The following is a 17,662-nucleotide window of genomic DNA, read 5'->3' on the forward strand; positions in this document are numbered from 1 at the left end:
GGGCTGGCTCCTCGGAGCCTCTCGGTCGGTCCAGCCAGTCGAGTCAGACCGATCCGACGGCTCCCGCGGCGCCCGTGAGCGCGCCCAGCCTGACCGCCCTGCCCGACGACCACTCCGACGAGCTCGAGCCCTCTCCGCGAGAGGAGTGCGGCGTCTTCGGCGTGTGGGCGCCCGGCGAGGACGTCTCCCGCCTGAGCTACTTCGGGCTGTACGCCCTCCAGCACCGCGGTCAGGAGTCGGCGGGCATCGCCACCTCCAACGGCTCCCAGATCCTCGTCTACAAGGACCTCGGCCTGGTCTCCCAGGTCTTCGACGACCAGGCCCTGTCCAACCTCACCGGCCACGTCGCCGTCGGCCACGTCCGCTACGCCACCCAGGGGGCCACCACCTGGGAGAACGCCCAGCCGATGCTCGGCCCGGCGGCCGGCTCCACCCTCGCCCTGGCCCACAACGGCAACCTCACCAACACCCGCGAGCTCATGGACGCTGTGCGCGTCACCTCCGGGGAGGACCTCAGCGGTGAGCTCGGCCGCGGCTCCTCCACCGACACAGCCGTCCTGGCCGCCCTGCTCAACCTCGTCTCCGAGCACGGAGCCCTGGAGGGCTGGGACTCGGCCGCCGACATCCTCACCTCCGGCATCACCGACGACGCCGATCTCGACGCCGCCTACTCCGCGCCGGCCCCCCTGAGCGTCCACCAGGCCGCCCGCCGGGTCCTGCCCATGCTGCGCGGCGCCTTCTCCCTGGTCTTCATGGATGAGCGCACCCTCTACGCCGCCCGCGACCCCCACGGGGTGCGCCCCCTGGTGCTGGGACGCCTGGGCAACGGGTGGGCCGTGGCCTCCGAGACCGCCGCCCTGGACATCGTCGGTGCCGCCTTCGTGCGCGAGATCGAGCCTGGCGAGCTCATCGAGATCGACGAGGACGGTGTGCGCTCCTCGCGCTTCGCCACCGCCCGCCGGGCCGGCTGCGTCTTCGAGTACGTCTATCTGGCCCGCCCCGACACCCGCATCGCCGGGCGCAGCGTCATCACCTCGCGCAACGAGATGGGAGCCGCCCTGGCCCGAGAGCACCCGGTGGAGGCCGACCTCGTCATCGCCACGCCCGAGTCGGGCACCCCGGCCGCCATCGGCTACGCGCAGGCCTCCGGTATCCCCTACGGTCAGGGCCTGGTGAAGAACGCCTACGTGGGGCGCACCTTCATCCAGCCCACCCAGACCCTGCGCCAGCTCGGCATCCGCCTCAAGCTCAACCCCCTGCGCGAGGTCATCGAGGGCAAGCGCCTCGTCGTCGTCGACGACTCCATCGTGCGCGGCAACACCCAGCGGGCCCTGGTGCGGATGCTGCGCGAGGCCGGCGCCGCCGAGGTCCACGTGCGCATCTCCTCCCCGCCGGTCATGTGGCCCTGCTTCTACGGCATTGACTTCGCCACCCGCGCCGAGCTCATCGCCACCGGCATGAGCGTGGAGGAGATCGGCGAGTCCATCGGCGCCGACTCCCTGGGCTTCCTGTCCGTCGAGGGCATGGTGGCCGCCAGCGGCCAGAAGGCCGACGAACTGTGCCTGGCCTGCTTCACCGGCGACTACCCGATCCCGCCGCCCGTGCGCAGCCTGAAGTCGGCCGCCATCCCTGTGCGCCGCGTCCCGACCGCCTACCGCGGACGGCGCCGCGCCGAGGCCGACGACGCTGAGCGCACCGTGCCGCCGGGCAGCATCACCCGCCCGGACCTGGCCTCCGGCAGCCCCCTGGGCTCGACGACGTCGTAGCCCTGGGCGGCCGGCCGTGCGCTGACTGGCCGACCCCGGTCAGCCGCCGGCCACCTGCTCCGCCCTCGCCCCTTCCGCTCACCACCGCACCTTCGACCCGAGTCCACAAGGAGCCCCCACATGACCCAGCAGCCCGAGCAGCCCACCTCCGCCATCACCTACGCCGACGCCGGCGTGGACACCGCCGCCGGGGACCGGGCCGTCGCGCTCATGAAGGACGCCGTGGCCTCCACCATGACCCCGGCCGTCGTCGGCGGCGTCGGGGGCTTCGCCGGGCTCGTGGACGTCTCCGCCCTGCGTGACTACCGCCGCCCCCTGCTGGCCACCTCCACCGACGGCGTGGGCACCAAGGTCGCCATTGCCCAGGCCCTCGACATCCACGACACCATTGGTCAGGACCTGGTGGGCATGGTCGTCGACGACATCGTCGTGGTCGGGGCCCGGCCCCTGCTCATGACCGACTACATCGCCTGCGGGCACGTCGTCCCTGAGCGGATCGCCGACATCGTGCGCGGCATCGCCCAGGCCTGCGCCGCCATCGGCACCCCGCTGCTGGGCGGTGAGACCGCCGAGCACCCCGGCCTCATGGCCCCCGACGAGTACGACGTCGCCGGGGCCGCCACCGGCGTCGTCGAGGCCGATCGCGTCCTCGGCGCCGAGAAGGTGCGTGCCGGCGACGTCCTGGTCGCCCTGGGCTCCTCCGGCCTGCACTCCAACGGCTACTCCCTGGTGCGCCGCGTCATCGAGCACGCCGGCTGGGGCCTGGAGCGCGAGGTCCCCGAGTTCGGCCGCACCCTGGGCCAGGAGCTGCTCGAGCCCACGCGCCTGTACACCCGCGTGTGCCTGGCCATGCTGGAGACCCTGTCCTCACCGGCCGCCCCGGGGCCGGTCCACGCCCTGTCCCACATCACCGGTGGGGGACTGGCCGCCAACGTCGCCCGGGTCCTGCCGGCCGGGCTCATCGCCGACGCCGACCGTTCCTCCTGGACGGTGCCGCCGGTCTTCTCCACCGTGCGCGAGCTCGGCTCAGTGCCGTGGGAGGACCTCGAGGGCACCCTCAACCTGGGTGTGGGGATGGTTGCCGTTGTCGACCCGGGCGTGGTCGACGCTGTCCTGCGGGTCGCCGAGGGCTCCGACATCCCCGCCTGGGTGCTGGGCGAGGTGCATGAGGCCGGGAAGTACGAGGCCCGGGACCGGGTGGTCTCCGGTACGAAGGGCGTCGACGGGGGAGCGGTCGACATTCACGGCACCTACCGGACCGCCTGAGCGGCCGAGGCCGCCGCTGGCACGAACAGCGGGCGACGACAACGACGAGGCCCCGATTGGATGCGGTATCCAACTGGGGCCTCGCACCGTGAGGTGTCACGTGTGGCGACTAGTCAAGCCTTACCGGGCCGGTTCTGCAGCAGTCGATCAGGGCGGCATCACCCTGACCTGGGTCGATGCGACACAGGTGGTTCGGGTCGGGAGTGAAAAGTCGCCGGGAGTGACACGGATGGCTGCCCGATGGCCTCGACTCACGCGCTCGTAGGCGCGCGGAAGGGCCGGCAGGTGCGTTCCTCCGGCCCTCCTCAACTGGGTGGGCTACTTGCCGCCCTCGTCCCAGTCGTCATCGTCGACGGCATACTTGGCGGCCAGCTCCTCGTAGTCGATCTCGTCGTCAGGCTCAGATCCCGAGGATGCTGAGACGAGCTCCCGCTCCAGAGCCTTGTAATCAGTCTCCGGGCTGAAGTACTTGAGCTTACGGGCAACCTTGGTTGCCTTGGCCTTCTGACGGCCGCGCCCCATAGGCTCGACCCCCTCCAACGTGTCACGGCGCGCACGTGGGCGCGCTCTTCCTGGTCAAATATGTCGTGGGGCAACCGTACAACGTCAATGGTCACGAACACCATTCGGACACCGGGGGAGAGGCGTGGTGACGCACACCCCACATGTTGGACGAGGGGTTCAAGAGTCCCATAGACATTGCCCAGCAAGCCTTCGGTAGACCCGCAGTGAGCCTGCGGATGTTGCCCAAAGTCGGCTCGAAGTACCTCCAGAGAGGCCGGGAGCCTCAGGGGGCGGGGCTGCCGTCCCGAGGATTCCTGACAAGGGGGTGGGGGGACTGCCTGGTGAGTAGGTGTCGGCACTTCGCCGGGGGCGTACGCGGGGGGCCTGACGTGTGCGCAGGTGGCGGCCCTGATGGGCGCACGGGTGCGCAGATGGTGGCCCAGACCGACTGAACCGCGAGGACGCACTGAGACCACAACCTACGGCGTGAGGGCGGTGATGAGGGGGCTGGCCTCGCCGCTCCAGGAGATGGCGAGCTGGTCCCGGGCGCGGGTCGCGGCCACATACAGCAGTGAGCGCTCCCGCAGGAGGGCATCGTCGTGGTCTGTGTCGGAGTACTGCTGGTCCCACAGTGGCCGGGGGATCGCGTTCTTCGAGACGTCGAAGAGCAGTACTTTGCGGAACTCCAGGCCCTTGGCGCGGTGCATTGTCATGACCACGGGCCTGCCCCGACCAGCTGCCTCCCGGTCCACGGCGCGCACCTCTATCCCGTGCTGGGCCAGGCCGTTGACGACGGCGTCGCGCTGGTATCGGTCACGCACGAGGACGGCGATTGTCTCCGGGGCACTGTCCTCACTGTCCCGGTCCTGCTCCAGCCACACCCGTAGCAGCTCAGCGGCCTTGCTCAGCTCGTCGGCGCGGTCGGTGGCGTGCAGCAGCAGTGGCTCGGGCCCGGAGCGCGGTGAGACGTAGTGGTGCTCCTCGGCCTGTCCCTCCATGTCTTCATAGGTGCCGGGATCGAGGATCCCGAAGGCGACATCGAGGTTCTGACGGGTGGTGCGGTAGTTGCGCGTCAGCCGCCGCGACCTCCCGCGCACCTGGATCCCGTAGTGGCTCAGCGTGATCTTCTTGCCGTAGATACGCTGGTGGGAGTCCTCAGCCAGGAACAGGTCATCTGGGCCTGGCTCCACCAGCGCCCGCAGCAGCTGCAGGTGAGCGGGCGTGAGGTCCTGAGCCTCATCGACGAGCACGTGCCGGAAGGGTCGGGGTGTGCCGAGCGCCGCCTCATGGTCGAGCCAGGCGGCAGCCAGGGCGAGCTGTTCGTCAAAGGAGGTCACGCCCAGGTCGGCGCTGCGGTCCCGGTAGCGCTCCATCGCCTTCCACACAGCGGCCCGCTTGGACCGGTCCAGGGCCACTCCCCGACCGGGGCGGCGCACGCGCAGGTACTGCTTAAGAGTTGTGACGCGCTGGGGCAGCACGATCAGCTCGTACTCCGACTCCAGGAAGTCGGCAGAGCGCAGTCCCTCGGGCAGCTCATCGCCCATGAGGGTGAGGACCTCCTGCCACACGTTCTCCCTGGGGTAGGTGAGTACCCGTGCCCGCGGCTGGCCGATGACCTCCTGGGCGATGGGGGAGATCTTGGCCCCGGCCTGCTGGAGGATCATGCGCGCAACCCGGTCCAGGCCGCTGACCATGACTCCGGACTCGCTCAGCCTCTCGGTGAAGGGCAGTCGTGGATCGAGCTGGGCGACCTGGCGGCGCAGGTCGTCGGCGAGGTTGCGCGTGTAGGTCGTCAGCAGGATCCGTGGCTCCTGCTCGTCAGCCTTGTCGCGCTTGGCGAGCTTGACGGCGCGGTGCACGGCGATGACGGTCTTCCCGGTTCCGGCGCCGCCCGAGACGCGCATGGGGCCGTTCGTGTGCCGCTCCACGATGGCCCGCTGCTGGGGATGCAGGAACAGCTGCCACTCGGCGAAGCTGAGCCCCTCGATGGCGCGGCGCAGGTCCTCGTCACCGACCAACCAGGTGAAGGTCGAGCGCGCCGCGCGAGTGCGTAGACCCTCGATGAGGTCAGCGTCGGTGGGTTCTGCGGACACGTCACGCGAGGGCCGCAGCCCGAAGTCCTCACGGATTTCCTCGATCGTCGCCCCGGTAGCCAGGTTGAGCAGTGCCTCGCCCTGCCAGGCGACCCGGGCGGTGGATGCCAGATCGAGGAGCTGGGACTCGCGCTGCGCCGCTAGTGCCGCTGCTCCGAGTCGGACGTCAATACCGAGCTCGTTGTGCAGCATTTCCACGGTGAGCCCGTCGGGCCACATCGGTGCCTGGTCCCGGCTGGGAACGGCGACGGCGCCCGGCACACTGGCGGCCCCGACGGCCACTCCGGCAGCCGTTACTCCTTCACCCTGGTGGCTCCCCATTGCGGGTTCGGTGCCAGGTGCCTGGGTGGGTGCGGAACTGGCGTCGGCTCCTCTGGCGGCTTCCTCGTTGCGACGGCGCGCCTCAGCGTTGGCGGCCTGGATGCGGGCCGTCTCGCGGGCGAGCTCATCGGCTTCGCGCTGGGCGGCGGCGAGCTCGGCCTGGGCTGTGCGCCGTGCCTCCTCAACGGCACCGGGATCCAGGCCGATGAGGTCCCCGACGTTGACGACCTCGGTGATGCCGTTGCGGGGGTTGACGTGGACGGTGACGGATTCGGCGATCTTGATGGCCTCGTCATGCGGCCAGATACCGTGGATGACGTAGACGACCTCACCGTCGGCGGCGAGCTCGAACAGGACGGCCCGGTAGAAGTCGGTGACGCGTGCGGTGCGTACGCGCCGGTCCCGCGATCCACGAATGGGCTCCAGGTGCAGCCCCGAGCTCGTGGTCATGGTGGACAGCTTGCTGATGAACGGCCCGATCTTCGCCCTGAGGGAGGGGTCCTTGGCGGTGGCGTCCTTCGTCTTGCTGCTGGGCAACAGGATCGTGGCCATGTCAGTGTCCTTCCAGGAGCTCGGGGATGAGCGCGCAGAGATCGGTGGCGGTGCGGGCCGGATCGTCGCCGGTGACAATGACGCGCCAGCCGGCCGCCGTCAGGGTCTCCTCGTCGCCGTCCTGCGGCTCGGCGAGGACAGCAACCTTGGGCGCGGCCCAGGACAGGTCCGTCATGATGCCGCCGACCTCGACGCCGTCGCCCTCGTGCGGGAGGCCGGCCGCAGCCAGGTGGGGCAGAAGGGTGAGGATCGGCTCGGGGGTGAGGTCCTGGTCGACGTCGTCCCAGCCGAGATCACTCATAGCGGCCGGGCTGCCGGCGACGTCGGCCACAGCGACCTCAGCCTGAGCGCGGGCGCGCAGCTCGTCCAGGGCCCGGCTGGTCGTGGTGATGTCCACGGGTACCTGAGCCAGGGCGAGCACGTTGCTGAGCCGCAGCCAAGCCAGCCAGGCCTCCGGGTGCTCGGGACTCCCCAGGGCCTCATCGGAGTCGTCCAGCACGAGGGCCATCCCCGTGGTGGAGGAGCCGGTGAGCTGGACCGCCAGGGCAAGGTGGGGGATAGCGAAGACCGAGCCGGAGTGCTTCGACGCCGCGGGAGCGCCTGCGGCATCAGCAGCACCAGCCGGCTCGGGCAGCTCGGCCTCAGGCCACAGCACACGCAACGCTTCCCACAGCGGATCCGCCATGGTTCGTCTGGTGTACTCCTCGGAATCACCCTCTGGGACCGGGGAGCACTGCAGGGAGGCGGTCCTGTTTAAGGGTAAGTGGTGGTAGGCACCGACGATGAGTGGCCCCCAGGCGGAGTCGGCCAGGGCCGCCAGGGCGGCGGTGGTCGGACTGGTATCGGGGTCCTCGTTGTCATCTCTGAGCATCGTCTCTAGCAGCGCCATTGGCCCGCCGCGCCAGGCGTCGATGGCCTGGTCGGTGACGCCGCCGGCGCGCGAGGCCCCCAGGGAGCCGTTCTTGAGCTGAGCGACGGTGGCCTCATTCAGCCAGGCCGGGTTCCACGGCCCGTCCAGGTCCTCGACGCTCACGGAGATGACCCGGTAGCCGGCGGCGCGCAGGCGTGCACGTTTGTCGGCGTCGTCGGCGAGACGGTTGTGCGCACGACTGGCGTGGTAGCGGCGGCCGTCGGTGAAGATGGCGATGGGACTGCGGCCGCCGGGGCGCAGGCAGGTGAAGTCGGGGCGGGTGCCGCGGGCGTCGAGCTGGGGGCGGATCCGCCAGCGGCCCCCGTCGATCTCCAACGCCGGTGCGCCCGAGGGGTCGCTGGTGGTGCGCACGGCCATCTGCTTGCTCAGGAGTTCGGCGAGTGCGGCGCGGAAGCGCACCTCCAGGGGGCTCTCCCCGGTGCCGGCGCGCACGGCCTCGTCGGTGACCGTCCACTGGGGGACCTCCGGGTCGAGCTCGGCGAACATGCCTTCGATGTCCTGGGCGCTGTTGTCCTCCCGTCCCAGGAGCTGGCCGATGGCGTGCAGGGCCGCGGCGCGGGTGACTTCGGCGGAGACGGCGTGGGGCCGCAGGCAGTCCGGGCACATGTCCTTGCCCTCGGCGCGGCACGGGCAGCTCTCCAGGTGCTTGCCGGTGCGGATGAGGAGGTTCCAGAGCCGGGTGGAGTCGTCATGGTCGGTGAGATAGCCGGTGCCCCCGGGCACGGTGTCGTGCAGCAGGAGGGCGGGACGGGTCTCACCGGGGGCGCCGCCGGCCACGGGGTGGGGGACGGATGCAATGCCCAGGTGATCGGGTGAGCCGCCGGTAGTGATCTCCAGCCCCAGAAGGATCGCGGAGGCCAGCGAGTCCACCCCCACCCGGTCGGTGGCGAAACCCAGCGGCAGGACGAAGGCGAGCGCCTCAGTGCTCAACTCGCGCATGAGGTCGACGGCGATCACGTGCTCGGCGGAGTCGCTCCGGTAGCGGCACCAGGGTCGGTGCTCGCGGGCGGAGGAGGCACGCGTGTCCGTGTCGAGCTTGCCGCAAGCCTCGCACAGGCGGAAGTCCCGCGAGGAGAGGGCGTTGCCGGAGACCCGGTCGACGCTCTGACCGGCCAGGGGCCGCCCGGTGTTGAGCCAGCGCAGGTTCATGCCGCGGTAGCGGGTCACCCCGAACCCGGAGGCCTCCACGTTCCACTGGCGCACCGTGCGGGTGGGGTCGAAGTCGGCCAGGGGCAGGACCTCGAAGTGGGTGTGGAGCCGCTCGTCGCTGGAGTCCCCGATGCGGGCGTCGTCCTGGGAGACGTCGGCGAAGACCCGGCTCAGGCGCAGGACCCGCCGGGCGCGTCCGACCTCGGCAATGTCGGTGTCACGGCACCTGGGGCACTCCGTGGGCGCGGCGGGCCGGGTCTCCTGCGGCTCACGCACGTCGATGTAGCCGCAGGCCTTGCAGCAGAACCACCACTGGGCCTGGTTGTTCAGGTCGGAGGCGTCAATGCCCTCGATCGCCATCTCCAGGCCGCGGGTGTAGAAGGTGGCGCCGGGAGCGAGCTCGTGCAGGGCGTTGACGGAGGCTCGATCGACGTCGCAGGGCTCGGAGTGGAACTCCTCCTTGTCCGGATCGCGCCAGGAGACGCGGGCGGACAGGCGCACGGAGTCGTCGATGAGGGTGTAGTTGGGCAGGATGCCGTGGCGCTCCAGGGCCGAGACCCAGTGCTCACGATCCTGGTCGAAGATTCGGGACTCGGCGGCCTTCCGGGCTCCTTCGGCAGAGCGATGGGCTCGTGTGTCCTCCTCGGTGGCGTTGGGGCGCTCGGCGGCGACCTTGAGCTCGGGCAGGGCCTCGCGGATCTGGCGTTCCTGGCGGTGGAGCTGCTCGGACTCGGCGCGGTGCTCGGCTGCGGCGCGCTGGAGCATCTCGCGAGGCCCGGCGCCGGCGTCCTGGGTCACCCAGCTGCTGAGCCGGTCGAGCGCCGGCGTGCGCTCCTGGAAGGCGGCGGTGAATGCCTGCACCAGCAGGGCGCCGTCGCGCTCGATCCGCTCGCACAGCGTGGTGACGAGCGAGCCCTCGCCGGTGGCACCCAGGGCGGTCTTCGCGGTGCCGCCGCCGTGGCCGCCGGAGGGGATGGCCGGGTGGTTCTCGCGGGCGAGGGTGTCAATGACGGAGGCCAGGAACTGGCGGCGCAGAATCTCCTCGGCCCCCAGATAGGTCGACGGCGGCGCGACAGAGCCGTTGAGCAGCCGATCCGGGGCGTCGAGGATCGGGAGCTGGCTGCGCCTGCCGGGCACGTAGGCCAGGGCGAGCGCCGAGCCGCTGCGGCGGCCCGCGCGGCCCACCCGCTGCACGTAGGAGGCGACGGTGGCCGGCAGGGAACCGAGCATGACGGTGGACAGGTCCCCGATGTCGATACCCATCTCCAGGGTGGGGGTGGCCACGAGGACGTTGGGGTCCCCGGGCACCTGCGTGGGGCGCTTGAACCCGGTCTCGACCTCGGCACGCTCCTTGGCATCGAGCAGGGAGGTGTGCTCATGGGAGTCGACCCGGCGCACATGGGCCCCGGCGTACATGCTGCGGTAAAAGCTCTCGGCCGGGTGCGGCTGGGCCCTCAGGTGGCCGGGGCAGGCGGCGGCCAGGCAAGGGGCGCCGTCGAGCTGGTCGACGGTGGCGGTGGCGGCGGGCAGCTGGGTGCGGCAGGTGTCGCACACCAGGAGCAGAGCCTCACGCGTGGTCTCGCGCAGCGGGGAGACGACGACGCGGCCGGCCGGCAGCCCGTAGACGGTGCCGCCAGAGTCGGTGGTGGTAACGCTGAGGATCCCGGCCTCGGCCAGGTGGGCCAGGAGCGCGCAGGCCAGGCGGGAGGCGTGGGTGGGCACGACCCCTAGGCACTTGCGGGCCCAGGTGGCGTACCAGGACTTCGAGGAGCCCACCGGCGTGAAGGCCGACTTGCGGGTGTCGAGGCGGCCGCCGACCTGGGGGAAGGCCGGGGCGGCGCGCCCGGTGGGGAAGGCCGGCTGGCCCTGGTGACGGTTGCGCTTGTACCAGATCCACAGGCGCTTGCCGTCGTCGCTCTTGTAGCGCGACAGCCACTCGTGGTCGATGGCGCCCTCGCGGCGCATGTGCTCCAGGGTGCCGCGTACCCAGGCGAGCAGGGCTGCGTCGCTGGTGTCCTTAAAGCCGTCGAGGACGCCCTGCTGGTCGGTGCCGAGGGCCTGACGGGCCAGGGCCACCAGAGCGTTGGCGCGCCCGGCGCTGACGTGGACGGTCACCGAGCCGGTGGCCTCCAGGGTGCGCCCGTAGGTGGACTGGAGCCCCACCTCCAAGGCGATATCGAACAGGAGCCGACGGCGCACGTGCGGCTTGGCCCGGCTGCGCTTGGAGGCCGGGGCCTTCGGGTCCCAGTAGGGTTTGAAGCGCTGGTGCTCGGACAGGGCCGCGGGGACCAGCCGGTAGCGGTCGAAGGCGCTGGCCTGGGCGTCGTCGAGGGCAGCCTCGGCCCATTCCTCGATGGGCATCTCCGCTCGCAGCGCCCCGCGCAGGGCCGAGCGCAGGCTCATCGTGTGGGAGCGCTGGTTGACATAGCCGGCGCGGTGGGCGGCGTCCTGCACGGAGTCGGTGAAGATGAGGGCGCGTTTCTCGGTGTTGTCGAGGCCGTCGTCGCCGAACAGGGTGGTCAGGGACACCGACAGGAGGGTGGCGACGGCCGAGCCGAGGAAGCGGATGGAGTCCTTGGACCCGCAGGAGGGGCAGACGTCGTTGGTGGAGTCCTCGGTGATGCTGCGCTCGTCCCCGGTGAGCATGAGGACCGGCAGGACGAGGCCCTCCTTGGCCTCGGTGCTCTCCTGGTCCGGGCGGCGGGTGAGGATTTCGCGGCTGTTGATGGAGTACCAGCGCAGCCCGGGGTGGCGGGCCTCCAGGTTGATCTCGCCGGCCTCGGTGCGGGTGCGGTAGTCGGCGTCCTCCCCGGGTGCGTGCAGGAGGGCCCGGAAGCGGGGGTCGCCGGTCTTGCGGTCGCGGCGCACGTGGGTCTGGTCGTCCTTCTCCTTCTGACCGGTGGGGGCCAGGACGATGCCCCACCCGGAGCGCCCGCAGGAGCGGCAGTACAGGGCGGGGCGTGCGGGCTCCTCGACCTGTGTCTGCTCGGAGACGGCGTCGGCCCAGCGGAAGGAGGGCAGTGAGCTCAGGGCCCGGTCGACGCGGGTGACCTCCCGGATCCACAGGGTGACCTCCACGTTGACTGCGCTGCGGTCGGGTTTGCCGTCGAGTCCGGCGCGCACGACGGACAGGGCCGCCAGGATCGCGGAGAGGACCCTCCGGGCTAGACCCGACTCCGGGATGGGGCCCAGGAGGTCCCGGGCGAGATCGGCCAGCGGCGTGGAGCGCTCGGCGGCGCGCACCAGGTCCAGGACGTCGGGGTGGGCCTGGAGTGCGGAGGCGAGGCCGGAGGCGTCGAGGGTGTCCTCCACCTCCTCGGGCAGGTCGTAGAGGTGGGCGACGACGCCGCGGAGCAGCTCCTCGGGGTTGGGGGAGCCGGCCTCGGCGAGGTGGGCCAGAGCCTGCAGGTTCTCACCGGGCAGGGAACGCAGGCGCAGGGCGCGGCCGGCCAGGCCCTTGGACTCGGCCACCTGGCGGTGCGTGGCGGCCCACTGGTCGAGGTCGGCGCGCGTCTCGGTGACGACGGCGCTGGTGGGCAGGTCGGTCCCAAAGACGTCGCGGGCGAAGGCAAGCATCTGCGAGGGGTCGCCGCCGTCGCCGAGGGTGGCGGAGGTCGCCACAGGGCACACGGGGCCGAGAGGGGCAGAGGCGAAGGCCTCCTGGCGGGGGTGGTCGGCGGGCAAGTGGGCGCGCAAGGTCAGGCCCAGGCGCCGCAGCAGCATGGCGACGTCGGTGCCCTGGGCGCCGTCGTAGGTGTGGAACTCGTCAAGGACCAGGTAGGTGAGCGACCCAGCTGAGGCCCGCCACAACTCGCGGTCCTCAGGGCGCAGGAGGAGCTGGTCGAGCATCTTGTAGTTGGTGAGCAGGATGTCCGGCGGGTTGTCGCGGATGACGTAGCGGTCGGTGATGAGGGAGTCGGCGGTGACGTGCTTGCGGGGGCTGGCGGAGGAGTCCCCGGTGTAGATGGCGGCGCGCACGCCGGCCAGGGCGGGGTCCTTGGTGATGAGGCTGACGAGGCGGCTGGCCTGGTCGGAGGCCAAGGCGTTCATGGGGTAGAGGATGAGGGCCTTGATGCCGGTGACTCCCTGGGCGCGGGCGCGCAGGACGTGGTCGAGGACGGGGTGGAGGAAGGACTCGGTCTTACCTGAGCCGGTGCCAGTGGTGACAATGGTCGGCTCGGGGCGGTGGCCGCCCTTGGTGGTCAGGCGCCGGTAGGAGTCCTCCTGATGCTGGTAGGGGGTCAGTCCCGGGTCCCAGTCGAGGGGACGGTCGGTGGGATCAGCGCCGGGGCGGGCGCTCGCGGCCAGGTAAGGCAGGCGAAGGCGGACGAAGGGGCCGACGAAGACTCCCTGCTTCTCGTCCTCCAGGAAGTCGGTGAGCACGCGCCGCGGCTCGGCGTCGGTGAGGGCGAAGGTCGTCGAGAGGTAGTCGACGATGGACCGACGGATGCGTTCGGCCTGGAGGCTAGGGAGAAGGAGCGTCATAGCTGGAGCGTGGTGGTGATGGGCGATGGGGTGGATGATGGCGGATGGTGTACGGGAGTGGTGTCTGCCGGGGCCGGCGCCACCTCGTGCGGATCGTCGTTGTTCCGGGAGTGATCCCGCAGATCAGAGGCTACCGCAGCGAGGGGAAGGCAGAGGAGGAGGCCCGAGTCGCTTCTTGGTGACGAGGCTGCCGACGCCGCTCGGGCTAAGATCGCAGAGCATCGCACCATCCCCTGGGATGACGTCAAGGCTGGTCTCGGGATAGAGGGCGCGGTCGGTTCGACGTGAGGTTACGAGCCTCGTTTGCGGAGATCCTTAGTGAGTCTCGTCCCGCTGTGGACAGGGCTGAGCGGGGCCGGCCATAATGGTGGGGAGCCACCCGGGTGCCATCCGGGCGACTCCCCTAGCAAGGGGATGGCCTAGCTGATCCACTTGCTGAGGGCATCCACAAGGACACCGACGGCCCGGACAAGGCGAGCGATCGAGTTCAGTATGTCGCTCACCCTCCGGGCCGTTACTTTGCCCTTGCGGACGTGTGCGCGTCGGCCTTTCGGCTTGGACACGGCCCCCACCTCCTTCCCAAGCCCTCTCTCCCCGGCAAGGACACATGGACGTTCCGGGAGGAGGTGCCGAGGGGAGGCAGGCTCCATCATGCCAGCCGGCACTGACATCCAGAGCGTGGCTCTACCACGGTTGTGGGCCGTGATAACTACTACGCCGATAACAAACGTTGACGGCTAGCCGTATTTTGTGGATAACATTATTTGCCATCATGAAGTTCTTGAAGAGTGCATGGAAGCATGGCCTCGCGAGAGATAATCGACCATGCTCTGAACAATCCTGTGACGGTCCATTATCTCTATGGGGATGTCATCGTCAGTCCTTCCTGATCCGGTCACCTGATCGAAGTTGGTGTCAACGACGACGATTCGTCTTTCATGCTACGTCTGTGCGCGAGAAGTTCTTGAGGAGGAAGTGAATATGAAGACCACCGACGAGATTCTTGAGGAGATCGAGAACGCCAACAACGGGGATGGCCCGGATCCCGTGGCTACGGTCGACGATCCCGATCTCGCAAGAATTGCGGTCGCGCAGATACGCCTCCGTGCCGCCGAGCGTGAGCTGGATGAGGCTGTGATGGTTGCACGCGATGTTGGCCTGTCATGGCAAGCGATCGGGGATGTATTGGGCATGACTCGCCAAGGTGCGAATAAACGCTTCCACGCCGCCTGACGTGGTCCACGGACGTCACAGGCAGTTCGACCTAAGGCATCGAACCTCCTCGGTAGGCATCCTTGACGAGTCTCGTAACCCCCCTTGCGGACATGTGCGCGTCGACCTTTCGGCTTGGACACAGCCCTCTCCTCCTTCCCAAGTCCTCCCTCCCCAGCAGGTACACATGGACGTTCCGAGACAGTATGCCGAGGGGGCATCAACCATCATGCGATTCCGCACTGACATCCTGATCCTGGTACTACGCTGGTTCGGTGTCCCAATAACTGGGCATTCTCTTGGGACCGGCAAACATGACTCACGCAGTTGCCGACCTCACCGAGGCCCGCAACCAGCGACAGGCTCGACGCAGTCGCCACCAACGGTGACCTGGTACCCAGACGTGTCTTCGCCAACTACGCGAAGTTCTGCATCAGCCGCACCAGGATTGCCATCGAAAACCCGTTGAAGGAGGTGTGATTCACACAATGCGATCGGATCCTCCTACCTCTTGTGGTAGGAAAGAGGCTCCGTTTCCATACTGCCGACATGAGTGGCTCCACAGTTGATGTTGCTGGTGGAAAATCCTGAATTTCTGCGGATTCACAGAGATCGACGTTGCTGCGGTGCCCATGTTCCGCTGTGTGGACACCTACTGTGGGACATTCTCTGTGTTTATAGTAAACAGCACAGCAAACTCAGTGAATTTCCTCGCTTCATCTGCATCGCTCTCGTGCATGGACAGTGGCGGAAGTAGGAAATCTCACTCCTCTGTGCACGATGTATGGAGTGCCTGTCCGACTGGAGTAATCGTCAATCGGTTAAGAACATCTGATGGCAAGAGGTTGAATCCGCGCAGCGTTTGAGTAACGAGCGTTCGTAGTTCCGTCGATTGTTTTCCTGCGCGTTCAGCTGCGATGCGTTTCCACGCCTCTGCCGTATCCGCGGCGATAGTTCGTATAGCGTCAGGGTGTGTGAGATACAAATTCTCGCTTGCAATGGTCATTGCGTCGCGATGGACCCCAGGTTTAGGGGAAATAATTATCACAGCACTGTCGGTTGGGATGCTTGAACATGCGCGATCGTCTGCGAGAAGTTGAAGTTGTCCGTTAGATTGTCTGACGTCTTTAATGGAAACTACCCCAGTAATTTTGTGTTCGCTCTTGGCTTCGAGGGCGAGCCATAGTTCGTTGCCCCAGCACCATACGGAATCGCATCTGCCCTGCTTGGCGGGTTTTGACGCCTCAGCTCCAAGCGCCTGACCAAGAACTGACAGCGCTGATTCGAATTTGCTAGCGTCCTGCAGCGCGAGATGTTGCTGCATTTCTGATATTCTTTCAAGAAACTTATTCTCTTTAAAGTTTCCTGATAGTAAAGCGGTAAGATTCTTGATGGAAATAGCGTCGGTATGGTTGATGGATGGGCTAGTGAGGTCCGGAAACTGCGACATATGGGCGATCCAAGAACACTTTCCTGCCAATGTGGTCGCTTCGTTCAACAATTGTTTAGATGTGACTTTTAATGTGGGATCATTATTTTCTTCCGCAGTCATATCTGTCCATGCGGATTCGAGGTATTTCCAGAATGCTTGGTATCGTCGAGTAGTGCTACCGCCGTTCCCCAATATACTTCCCGCCGCATGGGCATGCTGTGCTGCATCTCGCCAGGAACCCACCGATGCGCACTCCCATGCTTCTATTTCCTCTGCTACACATTCCGACAATTGCTGAGAGCCTGGTGAAGGAGATTGCTCGAAAGTCCGTCGATACTCGATGAGTGTTGGCTCTGCTTCGGATCTCCAGGTGTCATCGGTGTTCTGGTTAAGGAAGGCGCGAACGTTGCTCAGCATGTCTTTGTCGGTGCCGTCTTGTGAGTTCTCTAGGCCAAACATAATTTCGGCCTGCAGCTCAGGTGAAAGTGCGCTCCGCGTTGTTGGCTGCGCCAAGTAATCAGATAGGTTTCCCAGGATCATTACAATAGCTGTGTCTTCGGGTCCTCGCGTGCACCTTCCGATTCCTTGGATGATCCGAGTTCGAATCCTTGAATCCAGTGCAACGCCTGCCTGAGCGTTCCTTTGGAGAAAAATTTCTTGAAGATTCAGTTGGTCGGGCTTCCCGTCCAGAAGAACGAGGCGGCAGGTATCTCCGGGTAGATCTAGGCCATCGTAGCGGGCTGCTAGCGCGCAGATAGCATGCTCGGAATCTGCAAATGGTTCCATGCTCGTGGAAACATCATCGATGCCGAAGATTGGCCACCCGTCCGGCGCTAATCGTTTCGCATCACTCATGGCAACGTCAGTGCGCTGGGATAAAATGAGGGCTTTTCCTGCCTGGGAGACGATTTCGCGGCTCAACGTTGTTTTGTCAGTATCGACATACTTTGTGGATTCTGGAAATACAAAGAATCTGCGTCCAGATCTCGGGACAGTACCTTTGCCTGGCTGATGCAGGCGATCGATACCATGGCGCCCAAACGCGCGCTCAAGTTCACCCCCTTCGCCAAGAGTTGCAGAGAGGTAAACGCGCTGTTCCGCCTGCCTGAAGGGGTGATTCTGATGCGTAGGCGGGATATACGGACGAACGAGTATTTCGTTGTAAGAAACGTAGACCAAGCAAGATGCAATACATTGTTCGATCATGGAGTATCTGAAGGAGTATGGCTCGTCCAGTCTTGACAGGAACTTAATTATCTGCGCCACCATGCCAGGTTGACGTAGCGGTACGACTAGGCGAACCTCTTGCGAGAGTCCTCGGCTTGGCTGCTCTGCATTTAAACGTTCGAGGAAGACCTCGTCGATCGCGGGTGCTACAATTCTAAGTAGTCGCCGATACTCGTCGTCATTGCAATCCCTAATGAAGCGAAGGCTATATGCTTCGCCAACATACTGTTCGCCAGCATGTGCATCATCAAACAAGAGCACCGATGGGGCAGTTAGTTTCGGGTGTGAATTAAAAATGCTGCTGTATGTTGTGATTCCGATGTGTCGGGCCGACTCGTACCGAACTTTCGAATTCGGATCCCAATTCGCATGTGAGCCAGTCAGTAGGGCTGTGTCGATACCTTCTCGGTTCGCTTCATCACGTACTTGCTCAGCTAGTTGTCGTGTAGGGCAAGCGTAGAGAACCTGTTGATTGCGTTGCTGGCGGTTCCATTCTGCAATAAGGAGGCCAATTAGTGTTTTTCCTGTGCCTGTCGGCAATTCCAAGGCGACATCGGGACGTCGAACCTTATCCATGTATGCGTTGAGAACTTCCGATTGGTGTGCCCATAGTCCAGGAACTGCGTTCGGTCGACGAGGAAGGTCACGATAGAGTTCTCCGGGAGTCGTGGGGAGGACTGTAATGCGATTCGGCTTCGTGAAGGCCATAACTTTTCCTGTCGAG

At 66.8% G+C, this 17,662-nt stretch carries 7 protein-coding genes; 3 read left to right on the forward strand and 4 right to left on the reverse strand.

Annotation, left to right across the window (positions count from 1 at the left end; genetic code table 11):
* Window positions 1–74 precede the first annotated feature (74 nt).
* Together purF and purM are read left to right on the forward strand one after the other, a co-directional pair.
* A complete protein-coding gene (purF, locus tag BKH28_RS08165; RefSeq protein ID WP_430515700.1) occupies window positions 75–1,766 on the forward strand; it encodes an amidophosphoribosyltransferase in 1,692 nt (563 codons plus the stop codon).
* 120 nt (window positions 1,767–1,886) lie between these two features.
* Window positions 1,887–3,032 carry a phosphoribosylformylglycinamidine cyclo-ligase gene (purM, locus tag BKH28_RS08170; protein WP_075418337.1) on the forward strand — a complete coding sequence of 382 codons (1,146 nt, stop codon included), beginning with the start codon at window positions 1,887–1,889 and terminating at the stop codon, window positions 3,030–3,032.
* Window positions 3,033–3,350: 318 nt separating this feature from the next.
* Here the strand turns inward: purM and BKH28_RS08175 are convergent, their stop codons facing one another.
* The 3 genes from BKH28_RS08175 to BKH28_RS08190 form a co-directional block, all read right to left on the reverse strand.
* The gene (locus tag BKH28_RS08175; protein WP_003781441.1) at window positions 3,351–3,554 is read right to left on the reverse strand and encodes a DUF3073 domain-containing protein; all 204 of its coding nucleotides are present in this window, start codon (window positions 3,552–3,554) and stop codon (window positions 3,351–3,353) included.
* Between the two features lie 461 nt (window positions 3,555–4,015).
* A complete protein-coding gene (locus BKH28_RS08185; protein ID WP_075418339.1) occupies window positions 4,016–6,502 on the reverse strand; it encodes a UvrD-helicase domain-containing protein in 2,487 nt (828 codons plus the stop codon).
* Window position 6,503: 1 nt separating this feature from the next.
* Window positions 6,504–13,067 (reverse strand): DEAD/DEAH box helicase, encoded by a 6,564-nt coding sequence (locus BKH28_RS08190; RefSeq protein WP_075418340.1) that lies wholly within the window; start codon window positions 13,065–13,067, stop codon window positions 6,504–6,506.
* A gap of 981 nt (window positions 13,068–14,048) precedes the next feature.
* Here BKH28_RS08190 and BKH28_RS08195 point away from each other — a divergent pair.
* Window positions 14,049–14,300, forward strand: a complete 252-nt coding sequence (locus BKH28_RS08195; RefSeq protein WP_081380094.1) for a hypothetical protein — start codon at window positions 14,049–14,051, stop codon at window positions 14,298–14,300.
* A 742-nt stretch (window positions 14,301–15,042) separates the two neighbouring features.
* Here BKH28_RS08195 and BKH28_RS08200 read toward each other — a convergent pair.
* Window positions 15,043–17,646 carry a DEAD/DEAH box helicase gene (locus BKH28_RS08200; protein ID WP_075418382.1) on the reverse strand — a complete coding sequence of 868 codons (2,604 nt, stop codon included), beginning with the start codon at window positions 17,644–17,646 and terminating at the stop codon, window positions 15,043–15,045.
* Window positions 17,647–17,662 lie beyond the last annotated feature (16 nt).

Origin of the sequence: Actinomyces oris, from assembly GCF_001937665.1 — a bacterium.
Taxonomy (GTDB): Bacteria; Actinomycetota; Actinomycetes; order Actinomycetales; family Actinomycetaceae; genus Actinomyces; species Actinomyces stomatis.

Coding starts and splice junctions, on each gene's coding strand:
- BKH28_RS08195 (WP_081380094.1), top strand. CDS start 14,049: ATGAAGACCACCGACGAGATTCTTGAGGAGATCGAGAACGCCAACAAC.
- purM (WP_075418337.1), top strand. CDS start 1,887: ATGACCCAGCAGCCCGAGCAGCCCACCTCCGCCATCACCTACGCCGAC.
- BKH28_RS08185 (WP_075418339.1), bottom strand. CDS start 6,502: ATGGCCACGATCCTGTTGCCCAGCAGCAAGACGAAGGACGCCACCGCC.
- BKH28_RS08200 (WP_075418382.1), bottom strand. CDS start 17,646: ATGGCCTTCACGAAGCCGAATCGCATTACAGTCCTCCCCACGACTCCC.
- BKH28_RS08175 (WP_003781441.1), bottom strand. CDS start 3,554: ATGGGGCGCGGCCGTCAGAAGGCCAAGGCAACCAAGGTTGCCCGTAAG.
- BKH28_RS08190 (WP_075418340.1), bottom strand. CDS start 13,067: ATGACGCTCCTTCTCCCTAGCCTCCAGGCCGAACGCATCCGTCGGTCC.